This window comes from Vibrio sp. TRT 2004 (genome assembly GCF_050113735.1).
GTDB lineage: Bacteria > Pseudomonadota > Gammaproteobacteria > Enterobacterales > Vibrionaceae > Vibrio.
The window spans coordinates 82980-105181 of record NZ_JBNJOH010000002.1; the positions used below are offsets into that span (position 1 = coordinate 82980).

Genomic DNA, 22202 nt, shown 5'->3' on the forward strand with positions numbered 1-22202 from the left:
TTTCCGCAATAATACATCAATAGTAATGGTTGTAGCTTCAGAGAACCGCATAAAAGGAGTCATGCATTTTGCTTAATGAGATAAAATATAGAGTTTTTGTATCACGTAATACAGAGCAGCCAAGTACAAGTGAAGTTTATGCTCGTGCGGTTCAAAGCTTAGCTCAAAAAGTTAATATCGACCCTTATGCACTCAACAGAATTGAACTTGAAGCTCTTTCTCAAAGGTTAAAGAAAAATGGGGACTTGTATCAATTTAACTTAGAGACTAACAACAGGGCCCCTAGTGCAGCAATTAAAAAACTAATTGAATTTGTTGAGGAAGAAATGTCGCAAGGAACAACTGGGCACTGTTGGTTTGTAGGGGCATCTTATGGGGAAGCCAGTGAGGATCAGACTGCTCGATTCTTGAAAGAAGGTCTTTGGCAAAATGGCTATCAGGATAGATATCTCGATGTAGTCCGTAGTATGCAGCCGGGCGACAAAATTGCCATTAAATCGTCATATACACGAAAGCGAGAGCTCCCTTTTGATAATAAAGGCCAGACTGTTTCAGTAATGGGGATCAAAGCTATTGGTGTGATTACACGTAATCATGGCGATGGCCGGTCTGTCGATGTTGAATGGCAACCACGAATTGAGCCTGTTAGTGAATGGTATTTCTATACCAATCGCAGCACTATTTGGCGCGTTTCTCCCGATGATTGGATGACAGAGGGCCTTATTGACTTCACTTTAAATAATAAACCCCAGGATATAGATCGTTTTCGCAATGCTCCCTATTGGAAGGAGCGCTTTGGTGATACCCCTGTCGATAAACAGCGTTTTAAATGGACTCAATTTTACGAAGAGTTTGCCGACAAGCTATTAACTTACAAGGATGATCGTGCTTCTTTAATGGCAGCCATCCACGATTTACCGAACAAAATTGAAAGCATTTCTGTCCTTCAAGATCAGCCTAAGGAAGGCACAAAAGAGTTGCTAAGTGATATTTGCCCGTTTACCGTCTTCGGCCTGTTTAACCGGGGCATTACCGATGCTAACCGAATAGCCATCGCAAGCGAGCTTGCTGCTTTTTTGAAAGTTGAAACGCCTGTTCCTCATTCTTTTGAAGGTATCCCTGTTGTTAATAATCAGCGCTCTTGGTTTTTTGGATATAAATACCGACGGGGTGAACATGACATTGATACATTATGGAACCTTTTTGAGGCCGCCATAGAACACGCTAATAACTCAGAAACTGGTACCGCAGAGGCACTTTACGACGCTTATGAAACTGCGACTAAATGCTGGGGAACCGGCTGGAACCTCTCAATGGGGCTGTATTGGATTAGACCATGGAAGTATCTGACACTTGATGGCCAATCACAGACATACATCACTAAAAAGCTGGGTTTAGAAATAGGCAAGAATGGCGAAAAAGGTCGCTGTAGCTCAAGAGATTACTTCGGTCTGATTGATGATCTAGAAACACGATTTCAAGAGGACGCCTACCCCGTACACTGTTTTCCAGAACTGTCGCTCTCGGCCTGGCTATTTAAGGATACCGACACATCTGCGCATCCGAATGCTACTGACCTTGATGACGAGGAGCTATCAGCAGAAGAAGTTACAATTCAGACAGCGCCTATTGAACCTTATACAATTGATGACATCATTGCCGACGGTTGTTTTCTTGAAAGAGAAAGCATCGCAAAAATAATTACTCAGCTTAGGCATAAGAAAAACCTTATCCTCCAAGGCCCTCCGGGCACAGGTAAGACATGGCTCGCAAAGAAACTTGCATATGCGTTAATGGGCCAAAAAGACGAAAACTCTCTGCGTGCTGTTCAGTTCCACCCCAATCTATCATATGAAGATTTTGTGCGTGGTTGGAGGCCATCAGGCGAAGGAAAATTAACTCTCGTTGATGGTCCATTTCTGGAAATGATTAATGAAGCCAAAAAAGATGCGAGCATCAAACACGTAGTCGTGATCGAAGAAATTAACCGAGGAAATCCTGCTCAGATTTTTGGCGAAATGCTCACATTATTAGAGGCTGACAAGCGCACGCCAAGTGAAGCTTTGGAGCTTAGTTATCGTCGAGCTGAAGGCGAAAGAATTCATATTCCCGCTAACCTTTATGTTGTTGGCACTATGAATATTGCCGACCGTTCATTAGCACTTGTTGACCTTGCTCTACGTCGCCGATTCGCATTCTTTGATCTTAAGCCAGCACTCGGTGAGGCATGGCGCAACTGGGTTAATAGTAAGGCTGGTATTGATTACGATTTTTTGCAGTTAATTGAACAGCGCATAGCCTCACTAAATAACGAGATTTCAAAAGATCGTAACCTGGGCCCTCAGTTTAAAATCGGCCACAGTTATGTAACACCACCGTTAAATACAAAAATTGAAGATGCTGCAGCATGGTTTCAAGGTGTCGTAGAAACTGAAATTGGGCCGCTTCTTGAAGAATACTGGTTTGACGATATAGAACGTGCTATCAAATCCAAAGACTCTTTGGTTGAAGGCATCTAATGTCTGCCGTTATTGAAGCGAAAAGCCCAACCACTTCGTCGAGACGATTAGGAAAGATTCCTGTTCGTAACCTGTGGTTGTTGATGCTCTATGCTTCAGACCTTTATCGCCACCTTGGCACCAATAAAGTCGACGTAGAAGACAACCCAGAAAACATAGCAGATTTGGTTGCCGAGATTCTCTGTCATCAAGTTGAAGAACGCATGAGGCGAAATTTAAGCTATGGGTATGAATCGAAAGTTGCTGTAATCAGTCGAGTTCGTGGGCGCATAGATACCCTAACCACCGAGCGACAAAGGCTACTTGAAAAAGGAAAGGTATGCTGTCGCTTTGATGAGTTAACGGTAGATACTCCCCGTAATCGTTATGTTAGATCAGCATTAGAACGTTTATCAAAGCTGAATATTAAAACATCTCTAGCGCATAAATGCCGAGCCTTAATGCTGAGTTTAGAACGTTTAGGCGTAAGCAAGGCAAAGCCAATAAATTACAGCGGAAAGTCGGAAAGATTTGGTCGCCATGATATTAGCGATCAGAAGATGGTTACTGCAGCCGATTTGGCTTTTTCACTCGCTTTACCTACAGAGTTTGACGGTCAATTTCATCTAACAGCTCCTGACACTCAAAAAGAGTGGCTTAGAAAATTGTTTGAAAAAGCTGTAGCGGGTTTCTATGCCGTAGCACTAGATAAAAGAGAATGGCGAGTATTGGCTGGCAAACAGTTTGATTGGCAAATATCAGATAAAAGTTCAGGGATCGACGAAATTCTTCCCAGCATGAAAACAGACATCATTATTGATAATCGTTCATCAGATAAACGTTTGGTAATCGACACTAAATTCAATTCAGTGACCACCAAAGGTTGGCATAGGGAAGAAACTCTTCGCAGTGGTTATATCTACCAAATGTATACTTACCTTAGAAGCCAGGAAGACACTTCGGCCCCCACATCACTGGAAAGCATTGGCATGTTACTTCACCCGACAGTAGATAAAGAAGTCGCTGAGATGGTAACAATTCAAGGCCACCCAATATGGTTTTGCACAGTTAATTTAGGTGAGTCAGCTATATCAGTTAGAGAACGCATGCTTCTTCTTTTGCAGAAAAGTTTCCAGGAGACAAGTTAACTATTTAGCTAATTAAGGTTTCAAGTACTTGCGATTGATTCTGATGTTTTCTCAAAAGTAATACTTTAGGTAATACATTGAGGGTGGTTTGACTTAATAGTTATTAAATATCAATGTATTAGTGGTTTAAGTGTGCCGTCTTACTCCCACATTCTAAAAGGTCTGATTTATCAGGCCTTTTTCATATCTTAAGGTTCTACAAGATAGCAATAGCTCACAATGGAACTAACACATGCTGCCACGCTCGTATCTTTAGTGGCGTTATTCGAGAGCAACATATGCTTGATTTGTGATCCGAGTAGGCGCTTAAACATCACACTAGATTTACGGCGTTCACAGTTCTGCGGATGGCTTTTGTATAAGATTTTCATCACAGAATCTAATTCATTTCTAATACTTTATCGCCTTATGCAACTGAGCCGTATATCATGCAGGCACAGTGATGCTTGGTTTAATATATGTCCGCAACTACTTCTTTTTACAACAACAATGCCTCAAAGCTAGCTCAGCAATACGATTCCCTAGAATTCGAATCTGTTCACCAGTCTTGGACTGAATATTGGCCTCAATCGGGTGATGTTGTTTTGGATGTTGGCGCTGGATCTGGAAGAGATGCAAGGTGGATGAGCGCCCGTGGTTGTGAAGTGTTTGCTGTTGAGCCATCAACTAGATTACTTGAGATCGGCAACTATAACTGTTCGGAGCAAGTCGTCTGGTTACATGACTCATTACCTTATTTAAAACACGTGATAGAGCTAGAAAAGCAGTATGACTTAGTTCTGTTGTCGGCGGTTTGGATGCATCTTCCCGTTCAGCAAAGATCTATCGCTATAAAGGCATTGTGCAGTCTCCTGTCAGACGAGGGTGTCTTGGTTATTACATTACGTCACGGCGAGTTTAAAGATGCTCGCGAGACTTTTGGTGTCTCCGTATTTGAGCTGGATAAATTAGCTAGTGATGTCGGATTGGTTATCTGCCATATCGAAGATGGCAAAGATTCGCTGAAGCGAGAAGAGGTTACTTGGCAAACTGTTGTGATGAAGAAAACCTCTGGTTTGGAGGTGTAAACATGTCATACGACTTTTATCCAGACAAGTTTCGTAACCTGAATATGAACATCTCGGGTGGTAAGAAAAGCCCTCATAAAGTATGCATGCTCCTAGCGGTTATGGATTTAATCCAAGCAGGGCATATCGCTTTAAACAAAATCGAACTCAATCAGCCGCTAAAAGAGAGATTCACAGAACACTTCAACAACTTTTCTCACGGCAAAGACAAAAACACACCAGAGAACCCATTCTTCCATCTGAGAAGCGAGGGATTTTGGCACCTCGCCTATCACGCTGGCTATGACGAAATGACGACCAGTCGCTATTCCTCAAAAGCGATCGCCTATGCGTACCTAGACGATGAGCTATTTAACGATATGAAAAGCTTTATCGTTAGCAATGAGCTGAAAGAAGCGCTGGTTTCAAATTTTACAGACTTTGCATCCCTTTACTATCAGTGGCTGATGGACATTGGTAAGTCTGAGAAAACCGCAAAAAATTATCTTGGAGCAATTCGTGGTTCAATTTCAAACTGGTTAATGGATGCGGGGGAAATCTGTGAGCCATTGACCGAAGTGACTTCCTACCGTCGATTTACTCAATATGAAGAGAAAGTCAGACAGTTAGAGGTTTTTAAACTAACGGATCGCAAGGGTAAAGGAATGTACAGCGCTGCGCTGACCCATTACAACAAGTTTCTAGCCGACTTAGCTCAAATAGATGTGAACGCAGACATTCGGCAGGTCATGGTAGACAAAAAGCTAACCGATACCGAAAAAAGCATCATGGTCAAAACCAGAATGGGTCAAGGTCACTTTAGATCTCAGTTGGTGCAGATGTGGGGAGGCTGTGCCGTTACAGGGTATCGCAATACACAACTTTTGCTCGCTTCCCATATAAAACCTTGGCGTGCTTCAAACAATAAAGAAAGGCTGGATAAGTTCAACGGATTGCTGCTGCTCGCTAACTTAGACAAAGCGTTTGACCTCGGTTTTATCTCTTTTGACGACAACGGCAAGGTTCTTATCTCAGAGTATCTTGAAGCGCCAGAAGTCATCGGCCTAAGAGACGATATGTCGTTTAGGATCGTGCGTGAGCATAAACCATATCTGGCACATCACCGAGGTGAGTTGTTTAAGGGGAGGTAATCTGCGTTCCTGAAAGCGCACTTGCTCATGTTCCCTTCATCCAACCTTAAAGGAGCGCATGGGTGTTTAGCATGATTTGCCACCCGTGCAGATATCTGATTTTCCATACCATTTTAAGGTAATTTCCGCGGAATTAATGAATATTGCTTCAAATCCCGCCAGTTAGCAGTCGTCCATAACGGATCTATTGATATACGATATGTTTACCGTCCCATAAATATAAACGAGTAAATTATGGCTCATACGGCATACTTATCTATCATGGGTAAAAAACAATACTGTATCTCTCAAGGCTGTAACACCAAAGATTCAATCGGCAACAAGGCTCAAGAATCTCATAAAGATGAAATCACGGTTCTGGCTTGTAACTTCACCTTAAACAAGCAGGGAGGCCCAACGGAAGTGGCGATTACCAAACCCGTAGATAAGTCTTCGCCATTACTCGGCAACGCCCTTTCCAAACAAGAGCATTTGCAATGCACTATCAAATTTTATCGAACCAATGAGCATGGTCATAACGAAAACTTCTACACGATTGAATTAGTTGATGCGTTGATTACCTCTCTGTCATTTGATCAACCAAACGTACTTACTTCCGGAGATGAAGATATGTCTGAGATATTCCATCTCACATACCGCGACATAATCTGGAAACATAACATGGCCGGTACAGAAGGTTATCAAATATGGGATAGATACTTAGGATGAGAAACCAAACCGCACCAGACTCATGGGACATTCGTGAAGTCGAAAAAGCCGCTAAAGGGCTCACTATGCAAGCTGTTACGCTTTCACATCGCCACATCTCGAATGGCGGCCTGAAGATGCAGTTTGTTCGTGAAGTCGATCGGTTTGAGCAATGTCTGGTGAACGATTATAAAAGCGGTAAGAAGGACAAAGAGACAGTATTCAAAGAGCTTCAAAAAGAAAAACAAAGTCTGATCGAGCAAGGTAACTTGATCTTTAAAAAAGGAATTGGCTTTGTCGCTGGTGTCATGCAGGTAACAACAGGCGCGGGAATATGTTACGCCTCAGCGGCGGTCTTATGCTTAATTGGTGGTCCAATGATGGCTCATGGCACCAACAATCTGTATGAAAATGGCAAGTACTTTTGGGATGGCGATGAGAATGCAACAGGGCCGGTTCGCAAAGGCTATCAACATGTAGCTGAATCGCTAGGTTACTCAGAATCACACGGTGATATTGCCTACTATGGGGCCGATTTAGCCTTGTCTGCTTATGGGGTGCTAGCCAAAACCAACACAGCTAAAAACGCCTCCGAGGCTTATCAGATTGCATCCAAACCTAACTTAAATCCGATGCCGTGGACAAGAACCCGAAAAGCCAAGCAATTTAAACTATTTAGGTATAGTGCAGAAGATTACTTAAGGGGCTATCAAGCTTCTAGCAGAATAAGTTTAATCACAGGAACAATTAGTGACGGAATGACCGCTGATACGTTATATAGAGAGACTCAAAAATGATAACGGTTGTTTGGTTTTCTATAATGTCACTTGGCTTAATTTATCCACTATGGCGAGTTAACCGTGTGCCATGCCAAGGTGTTGTTTTACTGTGTAAATTCGTTTTGCCTCTTCTGTTGGGAACTCAATTGTTTTCCATATTTCAATATGGAAATGAAACCGCAGGAGTCCCTGTAAGAATCACTTTTTTTGAAGAACTTGTCATAAATTATTTGCACTTACCTAACCCTATTATTCAATGGATCTCATTTTTTTTCTGTATGGTTACGGTGATATTTTGCTTCCCGAAACGAGCCGAATAAATGACTGAACATGTAATCTTTATCATTGTGTCAATTATTTGGGTAATTGCCCTAAGTGCGATAAATTCTACTCGTTCTGGTAAAATAATCTTCGTCTTTAAATACATTCTGATGATAATAACTGTCTATCAGTACTACTCAATATTTATATATGGAGGTACTACTAAAGGTGGCTATCAGGCAGAAGAAATACTGCTTTTTGAAAATGATTAACTTTTCATATTCTGTTACTTCTCTTTTGCTTATCTATCTCCTATGGCGGGTAAACCGTAAGCCAACAAAAGGTATCATCCTGATAGGTCAATTTTTATTGTTCTTGGTCTTAGGAGGGCAGTTTTGGTCAATTTTTCAGTTTGGAACAAAAACGGCGGGGGTTCCATCAAAGATACTGTTGTACGAAGATTTTTTTATCAAATACCTTGATTTACCTAATCTTGGGATGCAATGGCTCTCATGCGGTTTATTTATAATCACACTGATTTTTTGCTTCCCCCAAAGATCATAATAAATGATTGATTTAGTGATGTTTTTAACAATGACCACTGTGATAATCTTTGTTTTCCGTAAGGTGGCTGGCTATGAATTCAAAAGCAACATTCTAAGATTAGCTTATTGCATTTTTGTCTTCTTTCCGATTCTTTTAAATTACTACTCTATTTTTATGAGTGGTTATCCATTTTTTGAAACGCTTGAGCCATTTATTCCTAATTACTCAAACAATGACCTAATTTCTTGGCTTAGCTTTGGTGTATGCATTTACTCAGGGTTCCTTATCCCTAAACATCCGGAAGAATCTGGATGAGAATCTCATACTTATATCGGATTGACTATGATTACATTAATTTTATTTTGGTTCTTTTCCATTATTCTTATTTATGTAGCAAGGAAGCTGTTTCGCTACAGCAAGAACAAGTTTTATGCTTTCTGTAAAATTTTGGTATATATAGCTATTGGTTCCCAATATTATTCTATTTTCAACTATGGTTCCTTAATCTATGGAACTACTCCATCTGTTATAAATCACTTTGAAAAAATGACAGTGGAAGTTCCTAATTTACCAAATGGACAGATACAATGGTCAAGCCTAGTAATAATGCTTGCTTTTTCTATTTTGTGTATCCCAAGATATATTAAACATTAGAAAATCAATGTTGTTCTGAGTTGATTTTTACAACATCGATACCTTTAAAAGACGAGAAAGACTAAAATAAATCTATTTAACTTTATAACGATTTTGTAGCTTCATAATAATGATGTATAGAGAGACTCGAAAATGATAATGGTTGTCTGGTTTTCTATAATGTCACTTGGCTTAATTTATCCACTATGGCGAGTTAACCGTGTGCCATGCCAAAGTGTTGTATCAAAACTTAAAAGGACACACACGTTAAACCCACGCACGTTAAACCCACGGGTATAATCGTTGAGGCGTCTGTCCTTTCAACGCCCTAATGTCCCATTCATCCAACCTTAAAGGAGCGCATGGTGTTTAGCATGATTTGCCACCCGTGCAGATATCTGATTTTCCATACCATTTTAAGGTAATTACCGCGTAATTAATGAATATTGCTTCAAATCCCGCCAGTTAGCAGTCGTCCATAACGGATCTATTGATATACGATATGTTTACCGTCCCATAAATATAAACGAGTAAATTATGGCTCATACGGCATATTAAATCCGATGCCATGGACAAGAACCCGAAAAGCCAAGCAGTTTAAGTTATTTAGGTATAGTGCTGAAGATTATCTAAGAGGGTATCAGGCTGCTAGTAAGATATCTCTTGGTGCTAGTACTTTTAGTGATGGGATGACTGTTGATCAGTTACATAAAGAGCTTTATAAATGATTAATATTGTAATATTTATATTAATATCACTAATGATAATGGTTACTGCTAGGAAAATAAAGAAGTGTAGGTTGACCAAAATTCAGTATTACTTATATGTTCCGTTATATATAGCAATTGGAGCACAGTATTACTCAATATTTAATTATGGAATGAACCATAATGGTTTGAAAGTCGAAGTGATTTTTTTTGAAAGTTTCTTCGCTGATTTATTGCCAAATAATACAATGCAGATATTTAGCTTAGCTATTGATGCTTATCTTCTGTTCTTTTGCTTTCCCAAACACTATGATTCGACAGAATAGTAATGACAATTCAGTATACATTTACGTTTACATTATTTCGGTATAGTGCAGAAGATTATTTAAGAGGTTATCAAGCAATGAGCAAATCTGCATTAGGGGCCGAATTAGGATCAGATTTCTACAATATCGATACAATTAAGGAATTGAATAATTGAAAGATGTTATGTTCTTTTTGACTACGATTGCGATTCTGCTTACTTTAAGGCGGATATCCTACTTTACCTTTAACAGTTCAGTATACATTTACGTTTACATTGTTTTGGTTATTGGTTTTACTGGTGGTAATTACTACTCAATTTTTATGAATGGAACTTTATTAATGAACATGCTTCCAGAAGTATCATTCAAAAATAATGAAGTAATACGTTGGTCTAGCATCTTGGTTTGCTTATATTTAGGGCTATTAATACCAAAAAGGCGTCATAAATAAATCCCATTTTTTGATTTGTTTGATCTCAAGTTATGACGGGGTAAAGCGGGGGGGTTCTTGTATAGAGGGGCTAAAAAATGATCACTATTACATACATACTTACCTCACTTTTGCTTATTTACCTTCTATGGCGAGTAAACCGAAAACCATCTAAAGGTGTCATTCTGATAGGTCAGTTATTGTTGTTTTTAGTTTTAGGAGGGCAGTTTTGGTCGATTTTTCAGTTTGGGACAAAAACGGCGGGGGTTCCATCAAAGATACTGTTGTACGAAGATTTTTTTATCAAGCACCTTGATTTACCTAATCTTGGGATGCAATGGCTCTCATGCGGTTTATTTATAATCACACTGATTTTTTGCTTCCCCCAAAGATCATAATAAATGATTGATGTAGTGATATTTTTAACAATGACTACTGTGATAATCCTTGTTTTCCGGAAGGTGGCTGGCTATGATTCGACGGCTACATCAAAGGCCTGAGTGAACAGGCCTTTATGATTTAAACTAAGGTGCTTAGAAGTATTCTTGCTCAGTTACCCAACCTTGGTTCTAACTCAGTTTGTTGGTTTTCCTTGCGGTTGGCTTTGGCAATAAATAGCAGGCCAATCACAGGCACAAAAATCGCTGCGTATGGGATCATGCTTGCACCCATATGGCTGTCGAGAACCATACCACCTAAGAATCCACCAAATGCATTGGCTAGGTTAAAGGCAGAGATGTTTGCCGTTGCAGCCAGTTCTTGGCCCTCGCCACCGTGATTCATCACTCTAAGTTGCATCGCTGGTACATTAGCAAACGAGGCAATCCCAAATATAAAGGTTGCAGCTACAAACAGGATTTTGCTCTCGACAGTCAAGCCAACAAGTAGCAGGCTTGTAATCATGGCAATTGCCCAAAACATCGAGGCTTTTTGCAAGTTTTTGTCCGATGAGCGACCACCCAGCGTGTTACCAATGATTAGACCAACACCGATAATGACCAGAATCCAAGTCACTGCATTGTCGCCAAACCCCGTAATGTGTGTGGCAATTGGTGCAATGTAGCCATACAAAGTCATAAAGCCCGACCACGCAAATACCGTAATGGCTAAGCTAATCAATAGCATTGGATTTCTGAATGCAGTTAGCTGCGCTTTTACATCTTTGGCTTCGTCATGGCCGCTGGATTGAATCACAGAGGTAATAAACACCAGTGCGATGAAACCAAATGCGGCAACGGTCAAAAATGTCGTATGCCAGCCGAATTGTAAGCCAATCCACGTGCCGCCAGGTACGCCCAACACGTTCGCTAATGTTAAGCCTGCAAACATTTGTCCTACTGCACGCCCAGCCATTTTCTCACTAACCAAATTGGTCGCCACCACAGCGCCGATGCCATAAAAAGGTCCCTGAACTAACCCCGTAATCACTCGGCTAACCATCAGCACAAAGTAGTTAGGTGCAAAAGCAGACATCAAGTTACCAAGAATAAACAACACCATTAGCCCAGCTAACACAGATTTTTTGTTGAAGCGTGCTAGATAGATAGTGAGAAGTGGTCCACCAAAGACGATGGCAAGAGCATAAGCACTGATTAAGTAGCCCGCTTGCCCTTCGGTGATAGCAAGTGAGTGGGCGAGTTGAGGAAGAATACCAGCAATGACAAATTCAGCAGTGCCAATGGCAAAAGCGGCAAGTGTCAAAATCCATACCTGAAGTGGCATTTTTTCATTTTTCATGGTTATTCTCCAATCTGATTTCGATGGAGCCAGTATATTGCTTGGATTGAATTTGATAATTGGCTAGTATTTGAATTGATTATTCGGTTCTCATGAATAATGAGATTAAGGAGCATGCGTGGATAAGTTTACAGATATGACCTTGTTTATCAGCATCGTCAAGAATCAAGGGTTGGCCGCCGCAGGAAGAGAGCTGGGGTTATCTCCAGCCACGGTAACGGCAAGGTTGCAGTCTCTTGAAGATAGGTACGGCGTAAAGTTGATTAATCGTACTACCAGGCACATTTCGTTGACGGACTCCGGCGCACTCTATCACAAAGCTTGTTTAGACATTATCGACAGCGTTAAAGAGACGGAAAATCTACTTCAAACCGGAACAACAGAGGTACGTGGCACGCTCAAAATCTCTGCGCCTCGTGATATTGGTAAGCAATACATATCGCCAATCTTATCGGAGTTTAGTGAGCTCTACCCAGAAGTGATTCCTTACCTCTATCTCAACGATAACTTATCTAACATTGCTGAGTCTGGGCTCGATATTGTTATCCGTTATGGGGCATTGGCAGATAGCTCGCTCATCTCGCGTAAGCTCGCCTCTAGTCGACGAGTTCTATGTGCGTCGCCACAGTATTTGGCCAAGAGGGGGACACCGATCACGCCACAGGAACTGGCTCAACATGATTGTCTCGCCTTGGTACGGAGCAGTGAAGAGCTCAAAACATGGCATTTCCAAGACGACCAGCAGCATAACGTTGTCACCGTGATACCAAAACGATTTTCTGATGATGGGGAGGTGATTCGTCAATGGGCATTGGATGGAGCCGGAATTGCCCTGAAATCGATTCTCGATGTTCAAGAGGATATCAAGCAGCAGCGCTTAGTGACGCTGCTTAATGGATATATGAAGAACTTCAATACCTCGATATCGCAAGCAGGCGCAGACTTAAACGTCATCTATCAGAGTCGTCAGTATCAACCTAAGCGCTTGCGCCTGTTTATCGATTTCTTGATTGAACGATTCCATCGTCAGTTTCCCCAATAGCGGCTTAACCGAGGGCGATTCGTGTTGCTAAAGGCGAATTTGTATTTGTCACTGGCGACGAATCAAACCTTAAAGTATCTCAGTTGGGCGGTAAGGTGCTCTGCGGTATTCGCCATTAACTGGCTATCTTCCGCGAGCGACTGAGAAGCGTGCAATACTTCGTTAGCAGCCAAGTGGATGCCAGTGACGTTTTCATTCATTTCGGTCGCAACAGCGCTTTGCTGTTCTGAGGCTGCGGCAATTTGAGCCACCATATCATTGGCGTTTTGCATTTCATCAACGATTAAATCGAGCTGCTTGCGTGTATTCTCTGAAGCTCGAACACTCTCCTCAACGTTTTCGTTACTGGTTTGCATCGCGGCGAAGGTTTTCTCTGCTTGGCGTGTGAGTTTTTCGATGGTCTGTTGCACTTCGTTGGTTGAGTTTTGCGTGCGACTCGCGAGGTTGCGGACTTCATCAGCCACAACTGCAAATCCACGACCTTGTTCACCCGCTCGTGCGGCTTCGATTGCAGCGTTAAGCGCTAGAAGGTTGGTTTGCTCAGACACCTCTCGAATCACACCGACCACATTGCTGATCTCTTGGACGCCAGATTGCAGGTCGCGCACCAGCTCGTTCGCTACTGAGATATTATCAGACACATGTGCAATTGACTCCGAAGTGCGTTTCATTGTCTCGTCGTTGTTGTGTGCATGGTCGACGACTTTGTTGGTGCTCGCAGCGGTGTTTTCAGCATTGGTCGCAACATCCGAGATGGTGGCGCTCATTTCTGTCATCGCGGTCGAGAGCAACTCTAGTTGAGCGTGTTGTGAATTGACACTGGTAGCGGCTTCTTCACTAGCCTGAGCAATTTGGCATGCCATGGTGCTAGATTGAGCCGCCGATTCATTCGCCGTACGTAATGTTGACTGGAGTTTGTCCATCATTTTATCAATCTGGCTACTCATGTCGCCAAGTTCGTCTTTGCGCTTCATGTTCATACGAACTCGTAAATCACCATCGGCAATCAAATGGGTGTGATCAATCAGTCGATGAAGTGGGATCAAAATGTTGTTGGAAATCATATATCCCATGCCAAACAGTAACGCAGATAAGAGAAGGGCAACAATCGCTTCTTTAATCGCCAAGGCATAAAACGCTTCTTGAATGTCGGCAACCATGATTCCGGAGCCGATAATCCAGTTCCACTCAGGAAACAATTGTACGTAAGAGATTTTATCTTTTAGCTCTCCGTCTGGGCTTTTCCACTGATACTCTAAAAAGCCTTTTTGAGTTGGTGATTTGGATATCGAAACCATCTCACGCCAGTGGAATTTGCCACCGCCATCTTGAAAGTTTTCTGCACTTTTGCCATTAAGTTCTGGCTTGATAGGGTGGAGCACGACCGTGAGGTTTTGATTCAGAATCCAGAAATAGTTGTTGCTGTCATATCTAAGCGCTTCGATTGCAAGTAGAGCTTGTTGCTTCGCAACATCATTTCCTAACAGTTGGCGCTGATCGTAATAGTGCTTTGCTAAACTGACTACTGCTTCTACTTGGGCGCTAAGTTTGCTTTCACGCTCAAGCATGGAAGAGTTGCGTTGTTGAATCAGGTTGTAGGCACAAGCCATGGCAATGAGAATTGCCGATAAAACCACGATGGATGCGAGCTTTGATTTGATAGAGAGATTACTTAGCCTCATTGTTAGCCCCTTAGAGTTATAATTATTGATATTTCTGACGTTGAATTGGAATGAATGTAGCAATTCTTCTTTTATCTGTGGCGATGTAGCTCATAATTTCAGTTGATACATTTTGTTGCACAGCGATTAAGTGCATTTGATCAAACTAACACTAAAGAGTAAGGTCTATGGGGCGGGATATTTGTATTACTCGCGGCGACTGATGCCATACATCAAAAGGCCCCAGCAGAGTGCTAGGGCGCTAGATTTCAGAGGGATATTGATTAGTGTTGAATCAGTTGTGCGGCTTTCTTCATCGCTTCTTTGGTTGAGCATTCAATCACATTGGCGTTAGCGAAGCGTTGCGCGTCTTTAACTTGAATGTCGTGGGCTAAGATAACCAGCTTCGCGTTAGCGACATCTAGGTCGGTGATGCGGTTCTGGATACCATTTTGACCTTGTGTCTCTACTTTAATCTTGATGCCAGCTGCTGCGCCTGCTTTTTCTAGCGCTTTAGCAGCCATAAAGGTATGCGCCACGCCTGATGGACAACATGTGACGGCTACGATGTCGTATTCGCCCTCACCCGCAACAGGAGCTACTTGTGCAGGAGTCGCTTCGACTGTTGTCTCTTCCGTCTCTTCTTCAGCGACCGGTTTCCAGAAGCCCACAATAAGAGCCGTTGTTAGTGAGCCCAGTGCAATACCGACCACATACATTGGAATGTTGCTTGAGACTGGCGCAGTAATCAGACCGCCCCATGGTGCATGCAGTAGTACGTCAGTGAGGAAGCCGAACACACAACCTACGATACCGCCAGCAACGATGGATGGCAAAACGCGCATTGGGTCGTTTGCTGCGAATGGGATAGCACCTTCAGAGATACCAATTGAACCCATGATAGCGGCTGCTTTACCGGCTTCTTGCTCTTGCTTAGTGAACTTCTTCTTGAATAGGAAAGTAGCCAGTGCCATACCGAGTGGAGGCGTACAGATTGCGATACCTACACCGCCCATTAGCCACGGTTGTGTGTCTACTTGAGTTTGAGCGAACAGTGTGGCCACTTTGTTGATTGGGCCACCCATATCGAACGCTGTCATACCACCCAGAATGGTACCTAGCACCACTTTAGAAGCACCAGCCATCGAGGCCAAGAACTCGTTCATTGAAGCCATAAAGATCTTAATTGGCTCACCGATACCCCATAGTACGATGCCTGCAGAAATCAGCGTACCAATCAGAGGGTAAATAAAGTACGCGCCTAGCGCGGTCATGTTGGCTGAAAGAGGGATCTTTTTAAGTTGGAACACCACACCACCGGCGATAAAGCCTGCCACGATACAGCCTAGGAAGCCGCCGCCCATATCCGCCATAATGCCAGATGAGATCATAGCTGGCGCAAGGGCAGGTTTGTCGGCAATGGAGTAGCCGATAAAGCCACCAAGGATGATAGGGAAAAGCACCAAGCCTTTAATGCCGATGTTTGAGATATCTGCCAGTAAGCCGTCAGCAGGCACCGCACCTTTACCTGATGCCATGACCGCCAGTGCCAGCAATACACCACCGGCTACGATAAACGGAAGCATATGAGAGGTACCAAATAAAAGGTGACCTTTCATGGTGCTAAGTAGTTTTTTAAAGTCGCTATTGTTTGTAGCTTGAGCTGTTAGGGTACTCATAGTTACTACGCCTTATGAATTGATTAAAATATCTAGGATTTGTTGTTGGTCTTTTGCGTTGTGAATATCTTGAATAAATTCATCACTGAATTTTCCAAATAATTCTTGTAGAACATAAATATGATGATCCGCACCGTTATCCGGAGAGGCGATCATAAAAAATACGGTCGGTTTGATGCCGTCTTCGTCGCCGTAATCGATACCTTCGCGCTTTACGCCAACAGCGATTGCTGGTTCTGTCACTGCTTGACTTTTAGCGTGTGGATAGGCGATGCCGTCCATTGACGTAATGCTTTGTGACTCGCGATGATGGATATCATTTAAGAACGCTTGCTTGTTATTGATACGCTGGTCGCTTAATAGCATTTGGGCTAACTCTTCAAACACTTGTTGTTTATTATTTGCTTGAAGGTTGGCGTTAATTAGGCTGACGTTAGTTAGTTTTGTGATCATTTATTTAACTCAATCTTTATTGAACTTCTGAGTTAAAAATTAATGGATTGTGGCCAGTGGCGAAATAGTAAAAAAAAGCCTTTCACTGTACATTTGTATCCAGCAAATCTAACTGTGATTAGCGTCATTATTCGTGAATGACATTCTTGTGATGTTAGTCATAAATATTAATAAATTCAGTGCCTTGTGAACGGTTGAAAACAAAAATGCCTCGCAGTCGCGAGGCATTTTACATTGGTGCAAAGTGATTTTTTTACTTAGCTATACGCGCGTGCTACACGCCCATTGCAGTCAACGATGTAACTGTTGGCATAGGCTGGAATAAATACCGACTGGCCTTTGTCAATCACGCAGCTTTCACCGCACTGGTGCGTCAGTGTCATAGCCTCATCCAGCGGCAGCAGAATCTCGGCACCTTCGGTTTTAATCTCGCGCTGGTGGGAGTTGCTGAGGATGGCAAACTTAAAGTCCTCAACTGGGATCGGATATTCCATCACACCATCTTGCTCAAGGGGTTGCAGTAGCAGTCTGTCGATAGGCTTTTCATTGAATTTGGTACAGGAGACTAGCTCCTCTACGTCCATATATTTTGGTGTCAGACCTGCGCGCAATACGTTGTCTGAGTTGGCCATGATCTCAAGCCCAGTCCCCTTGATATAGGCGTGGGGCGTTTCTGCATCCAAGTACATCGCTTGACCGGGTTTTAGCGCAATCACATTGAGGATTAATGGAGCGAAAAGACCAACATCACCAGGGTATTGCTCTTCAAGCTCACTGATCAGGTTAAACAGCGGGGTCGGTGATAATTTGGCTTTCATGATTAGCATCATCAACGCTATTTCTTTCTGCTCACCTTGCAGTGACAACAAACCCGAGAAAAAGCTCGCTAAACCATTCGGTGTTTGATCGCCTGCTAAGTCGTGAACCAATGACGTGAGTTCAGGAATATCAAGGTAGTTAAAATGGGCAAGGATCTCGCTAATCGGTCTAAAACCATTCATTGCCGTGTAGTCAGTCAGCGCATAGACCAGCTCCGGTTTGTGGTTAGGATCTTTGTAATTGCGGTTGCCAGCTGTGAGCGGTACCCCTTGCTGCTCTTCAAACTGATAGCCACGTTCCGCTTGTTGTTTGTTTGGGTGAACCTGAATCGACAAAGCTTTTTCCGCTGCAAGCACTTTAAACAGATAGGGCAACTCACCAAAGCGTTTGGCAATTTTGTCACTGAGAAACAGGCTTAAATTTTGTGAGATTAGGTTGGAGAGTTTTGTCTCTTCACCCTCGGTGTTCACGGTAGAGCAGCCATTGGGATGGGCACCCATCCAGATTTCGGCTTGGGGTTCTCCACTCTGATTGGAAATACCAAACAGCTGAGCAAAAGAACAACGGCTACCCCATGCGTAATTCTGGATAACGTTAGTCATAGGGTAGAAGACTTGTCGAATAAGAGAGTCATTCGAGATAGAAAAATCAGACATAGAAGTCACCATGAAATAAACATGGCTTGAGGATGAAACCACTCAAGCCATAAGGGGGAGAGCGGTTTAAGCGGTTGCAGCGGCTAGCTTCGCCTTACGCAGATTTTTAAGCGCAATACATGTCATTGCAGTAACACATGCGCCAGTCGCCATTGAGAGCAGAGCAAGCATAGGGAAGTTCATCGCTCCAAGCAGTGCGACAACAGGACCACCATGAGCCACGCTGTTGGTGATGCCGAATGAGAACGCCATTACTGCCGCCACCATAGAGCCAAGTACGTTCGCTGGGATAACTGACATCGGATCCTGAGCGGCAAACGGAATAGCACCTTCAGAAATGCCCACAAGTCCCATTGCGCCAGCTGCTTTGCCTGCTTCGATTTCAGAGGATTCAAACAGATCGAACTTACGGCCAACTGCGGTTGCGATCGCCATACCAAGTGGAGCGACTGGGATTGCACACGCCATTGCGCCCATAAATTGAGTTTGACCGCTAGCAATCATGCCGACAGAGAATAGGAATGCGACCTTGTTGAATGGACCACCCATATCGAAGCCAGCCATACCACCAAGTACGATACCGAGTAGAACAACGTTACCTGTGCTCATGCTGGTTAGCATTGCAGTCAGGCCATCCATTAGTCCGGCGATTGGTGCGCCGATGACAAAGATAAACAGACCAGCGATAAACAGTGAACCTGTGATCGGCGCGATCATGATCGGTACAAGCGGCTGGATGAATTTGTGGTAGTTGATTGAAGTAATGAACTTAACGAAGTAACCCACAAGCAGACCAGCTACGATAGCACCGATAAAACCAGTACCCGCTTCAGCGCCGTAGAATGAACCGTTGTTAGCAATCCAGCCGCCAATCAGGCCTGGGGCTAGGGCAGGACGGTCAGCAATCGCATAAGCAATGTAACCCGCTAGGATCGGGATCATCAGCGTGAAAGCGACCACGCCCACTTCAAGGATTTGGTTCCACATGCTACCGGTAGGAATTGCCATACCCGATTCACTCGGCTCACCACCAATGGCTAGGGCAAGAGCGATCAATAGACCACCCGTTACGACAAACGGGATCATGTGTGATACGCCGTTCATCAGGTAACGGTAGAGATCGGAACGAGCTTGTGAGGCTTTGTCTGCGACAGACTGGGTCGCTTGTGTTTGTTCTGCTTGGTAAATTGGTGCAGATAGTGCTTGTTGAATCAGTCCTTCGGCATCGCGTATAGGCGCTTTAACATTGGTTTTAATCACGCGTTTACCAGCAAAGCGAGCCATATCAACTTGTTTGTCGCAGGCAACAACAACCGCTTCCGCTTGTGCAATCTCTTCTTCGCTCGGACTATTTTTGACCCCGATCGAGCCATTCGTTTCAACCTTGATTTCGTATCCTAACTTTGCCGCCCCTTTTTCTAGTGCTTCTGCTGCTAGATAAGTGTGGGCAACACCCGCAGGACAACCGGTCACTCCGATAATCAAGCCTTTGGTTGGTGCTTGGTTCGATGCCGTTTCAGGCTGTTTTGTCAGTAAAAGTTCCAGCGCAGCATGGTTATCTTGGCAATCGAGAAACTGTTCAATAAAACCTGGCTCGATCAGCTTAGAAGAGAGTTCAGCCAGAACCTCAATGTGGTGATTGTCTCCTCCGTCTGGTGAAGCAATCATAAAGAACAGTTTCGAAGCAAGCCCATCTTCAGCGCCGTAGTCGATGCCTGTTTTATGCACACCGATAACCACTGCGGGCTCGATGACAGCAGAACTCTTAGCGTGCGGCAGTGCGACGCCTTGTTCAAAACCTGTATTGCCAAGTTCTTCACGCGCTTTGATATCAGCAAGAAACTGTTCTTTGTCTGAAATACGGCCCTGTGCGTACAGGATCTCGATTAGCTCGTTAAAAACCTCTTCTTTGGACTGCGCATTAAGATTGAGCGCAATCAAATTCTCATTGATGAGTTTGGTGATCATTAGGAACCCCTATCATTTTATTGTTTTACTAGGGGTATTGTGAAAGGCGAGGCGAAAGTCCTGTAGTGAAGAAAAAATGCATTTACTAGACGATTGTAACTGTATTTTCGTGATGTGATTTGGATCGTGGTTGAACGCCGTTGTGTTATGGGATTGTTGATATTAAATGTTTTTAAAACATTAACTTATGGTGTGATTGGTCGTCTTTTTGTTTGTTAATTTATGATTGTCTAACTATAAAATTATTGCTTTTGCTGGATTTTTGTATCATCAATGTGGAAGTGTGACTTTGCTCAGTAGCGCCGTGATTCATCACGGGGTATACCTGTGCGTGTAGTAGAGAGAATGTCCTGTTGAGGGGCCAAAGATGATGTTCCAAGATTTAATTTGTGCGGTACTTAATGAACGTAAACCAATCCACAATATTTGGTTTGCGGGTGACTTTCATACTCCACCAGAGTGCAGTTATCAGGTTAACTTTCCACGTTTGGAACTGGTGCTTGAAGGTGAGTACATCAATGAGATGGAAGATCATCAACGTAAGGTCAGTCAGATCGTTGCTCAGGCGGGCGATGCGATTTTTATTCCGCCAAACTGCTGGAACAAGCCAGATTGGGATACCAACTGTTCTGTGCTAAGCATTCTTTTTGGTCGCCGACAATTAGGGCTTAGCTTAGTGAGTAAGCGAAAAGGTGAAGAGAGTTTCTATGATATTCAGAAGCATAGTTTACAAACCCGTTCGGGCTTTGCTATCGACAATATCCTAGAAGCCCTGAGTTCGCTGGCGAGAGAAAGCATCAAACAACCGATGGATGAGTTATTACTTCAAGCATTGCTCCAATACTGCAATACCATGCTTGATGCGCCGGAAGAGAAATCACATAACCGTGTTCAAGATCTCTATCAGGGGATTTGTATCTATATTCAGGAAAATTTCCATCGACAGATCACTCGAGATAGCATTGCGGAACGCTTTAGCATCTCGTCCAATCACTTATCTAGGTTGTTCCGTCAACAGGGTCATATGACCTTGGCCGATTACATTACTTGGGTACGGATAGATCGAGCGAAATTCATGCTCAAGAAATACAACTTTAAACTGAATGAAGTGTCGGTTCGTTGCGGATTCAAGGATGTAAACTACTTTTGTCGGGTATTTAAAAATCGCACGGGCAGAACCCCTTCCGATTATCGAGGCTCAATTTAACCGCTATCCAATCAGTCTCGACATTGAATACATCAACAAGGCTTGCAGTTCGATGCTGCTTTTGGTCACTAACAAACGTTCAGCCAACTGCCCAGAGAGCAGATTGCGGGTTAGGTTGGTCGCAGTGACAATCTGATCGCGAGTTGGCGAGGAAGGCATCACCAGTGCTATTGCTAGATGAATTTGGCCGACTTGAGAAGCCCAGTCTATTGGTGTTTCACTACTGATAACCGCAATAGAAATATGATTGATGCTTTTGTTTTCGAACATCACGTGGGGCAGGGCAATACCAGCGGTGATACAGGTAGAAGAGCGCTCTTCACGTTTGATGAATGCCAGAATAAGCTCATCAGGATTTATCGGGTGGATAAGTTGCGCGAGGCCTTTGAGGCACTCAAATTTGGTCAACGCGGTATGTGCTTTAGCGTAGTGCCACTCCACGGGGCTCGGTGTATTTAACTGTGGCAGACGCTTAGCAAGTTGGTTAGAGAACTCGTGGTTGATTTGCGCTCCAACCAGATCATAGTGTTCCGCAACAACATCTTTAATCACGAAGCATGCCAGTTCAGCATCAATGCCAAAGGCGGTGATCTGGCACAGATCCCCTTCAACAAGTCCGGCCTGAAGCAGTGCCACTGACTTGGTCAAATCGGCACTTCGATTGCGAGTGATGTTGATGATTCGGATCGAACTTTTAAACTTTTTCGCCAATCTACGCAGTGGCTGAGCGACGTGAGTCGAGGCGCTAGTGTTACTGACAAGAAACGTTATCTGGTATTCAGTCATCGG

General features: G+C 43.3%; 15 protein-coding genes. 8 read left to right on the forward strand and 7 right to left on the reverse strand.

All coding sequences use genetic code 11. From position 1 onward, the window contains the following. Window positions 1-68 precede the first annotated feature (68 nt). The 6 genes from ACQEXR_RS01370 to ACQEXR_RS01395 all read left to right on the forward strand — a co-directional run bounded on the left by ACQEXR_RS01370 (window position 69) and on the right by ACQEXR_RS01395 (window position 7327). Complete coding sequence (locus tag ACQEXR_RS01370; protein ID WP_427019634.1) at window positions 69-2519, forward strand: McrB family protein; 2451 nt, start codon at window positions 69-71, stop codon at window positions 2517-2519. Further along, window positions 2519-3646, forward strand: a complete 1128-nt coding sequence (gene mcrC, locus ACQEXR_RS01375; RefSeq protein ID WP_427019635.1) for a 5-methylcytosine-specific restriction endonuclease system specificity protein McrC — start codon at window positions 2519-2521, stop codon at window positions 3644-3646. Before ACQEXR_RS01370 ends, mcrC begins: the two co-directional genes overlap by 1 nt. A gap of 458 nt (window positions 3647-4104) precedes the next feature. After that, window positions 4105-4713 (forward strand): class I SAM-dependent methyltransferase, encoded by a 609-nt coding sequence (locus ACQEXR_RS01380; protein ID WP_331415948.1) that lies wholly within the window; start codon window positions 4105-4107, stop codon window positions 4711-4713. A gap of 2 nt (window positions 4714-4715) precedes the next feature. Further along, the gene (locus tag ACQEXR_RS01385) at window positions 4716-5843 is read left to right on the forward strand and encodes an HNH endonuclease (protein WP_427019636.1); all 1128 of its coding nucleotides are present in this window, start codon (window positions 4716-4718) and stop codon (window positions 5841-5843) included. A 234-nt stretch (window positions 5844-6077) separates the two neighbouring features. Next, the gene (locus ACQEXR_RS01390) at window positions 6078-6551 is read left to right on the forward strand and encodes an Hcp family type VI secretion system effector (protein WP_138970264.1); all 474 of its coding nucleotides are present in this window, start codon (window positions 6078-6080) and stop codon (window positions 6549-6551) included. Beyond that, window positions 6548-7327, forward strand: a complete 780-nt coding sequence (locus tag ACQEXR_RS01395; RefSeq protein WP_427019637.1) for a DUF4225 domain-containing protein — start codon at window positions 6548-6550, stop codon at window positions 7325-7327. The genes ACQEXR_RS01390 and ACQEXR_RS01395 overlap by 4 nt, the downstream gene beginning before the upstream one ends. A 3413-nt stretch (window positions 7328-10740) precedes the next feature. Here the strand turns inward: ACQEXR_RS01395 and ACQEXR_RS01400 are convergent. Beyond that, the gene (locus tag ACQEXR_RS01400) at window positions 10741-11928 is read right to left on the reverse strand and encodes an MFS transporter (RefSeq protein ID WP_427019638.1); all 1188 of its coding nucleotides are present in this window, start codon (window positions 11926-11928) and stop codon (window positions 10741-10743) included. Window positions 11929-12046: 118 nt separating this feature from the next. Between ACQEXR_RS01400 and ACQEXR_RS01405 the strand changes: the two genes are divergently transcribed. Continuing rightward, window positions 12047-12970: a LysR family transcriptional regulator gene (locus ACQEXR_RS01405; RefSeq protein ID WP_331415943.1), complete on the forward strand. Its 924-nt coding sequence runs from the start codon at window positions 12047-12049 to the stop codon at window positions 12968-12970. Window positions 12971-13032: 62 nt separating this feature from the next. Here the strand turns inward: ACQEXR_RS01405 and ACQEXR_RS01410 are convergent, their stop codons facing one another. From ACQEXR_RS01410 to ACQEXR_RS01430, 5 genes are all read right to left on the reverse strand, one after another. After that, window positions 13033-14652: a methyl-accepting chemotaxis protein gene (locus ACQEXR_RS01410; RefSeq protein ID WP_426951151.1), complete on the reverse strand. Its 1620-nt coding sequence runs from the start codon at window positions 14650-14652 to the stop codon at window positions 13033-13035. A 263-nt stretch (window positions 14653-14915) separates the two neighbouring features. Further along, the gene (locus ACQEXR_RS01415; RefSeq protein ID WP_427019639.1) at window positions 14916-16310 is read right to left on the reverse strand and encodes a fructose-specific PTS transporter subunit EIIC; all 1395 of its coding nucleotides are present in this window, start codon (window positions 16308-16310) and stop codon (window positions 14916-14918) included. 12 nt (window positions 16311-16322) lie between these two features. Next, the gene (locus ACQEXR_RS01420; protein ID WP_331415940.1) at window positions 16323-16763 is read right to left on the reverse strand and encodes a fructose PTS transporter subunit IIA; all 441 of its coding nucleotides are present in this window, start codon (window positions 16761-16763) and stop codon (window positions 16323-16325) included. A gap of 257 nt (window positions 16764-17020) precedes the next feature. After that, the gene (gene manA, locus ACQEXR_RS01425) at window positions 17021-18238 is read right to left on the reverse strand and encodes a mannose-6-phosphate isomerase, class I (RefSeq protein WP_138970268.1); all 1218 of its coding nucleotides are present in this window, start codon (window positions 18236-18238) and stop codon (window positions 17021-17023) included. Between the two features lie 66 nt (window positions 18239-18304). Next, window positions 18305-20206 (reverse strand): PTS fructose transporter subunit IIABC, encoded by a 1902-nt coding sequence (locus ACQEXR_RS01430; RefSeq protein ID WP_426950495.1) that lies wholly within the window; start codon window positions 20204-20206, stop codon window positions 18305-18307. A 367-nt stretch (window positions 20207-20573) separates the two neighbouring features. Here ACQEXR_RS01430 and ACQEXR_RS01435 point away from each other — a divergent pair, with 367 nt between their 5' ends. After that, window positions 20574-21413, forward strand: a complete 840-nt coding sequence (locus ACQEXR_RS01435) for an AraC family transcriptional regulator (RefSeq protein WP_331415937.1) — start codon at window positions 20574-20576, stop codon at window positions 21411-21413. Window positions 21414-21416: 3 nt separating this feature from the next. On the opposite strand, the gene ACQEXR_RS01440 is transcribed toward ACQEXR_RS01435, so the two are convergent. Continuing rightward, complete coding sequence (locus ACQEXR_RS01440) at window positions 21417-22199, reverse strand: PTS sugar transporter subunit IIA (RefSeq protein WP_426950497.1); 783 nt, start codon at window positions 22197-22199, stop codon at window positions 21417-21419. Window positions 22200-22202 lie beyond the last annotated feature (3 nt).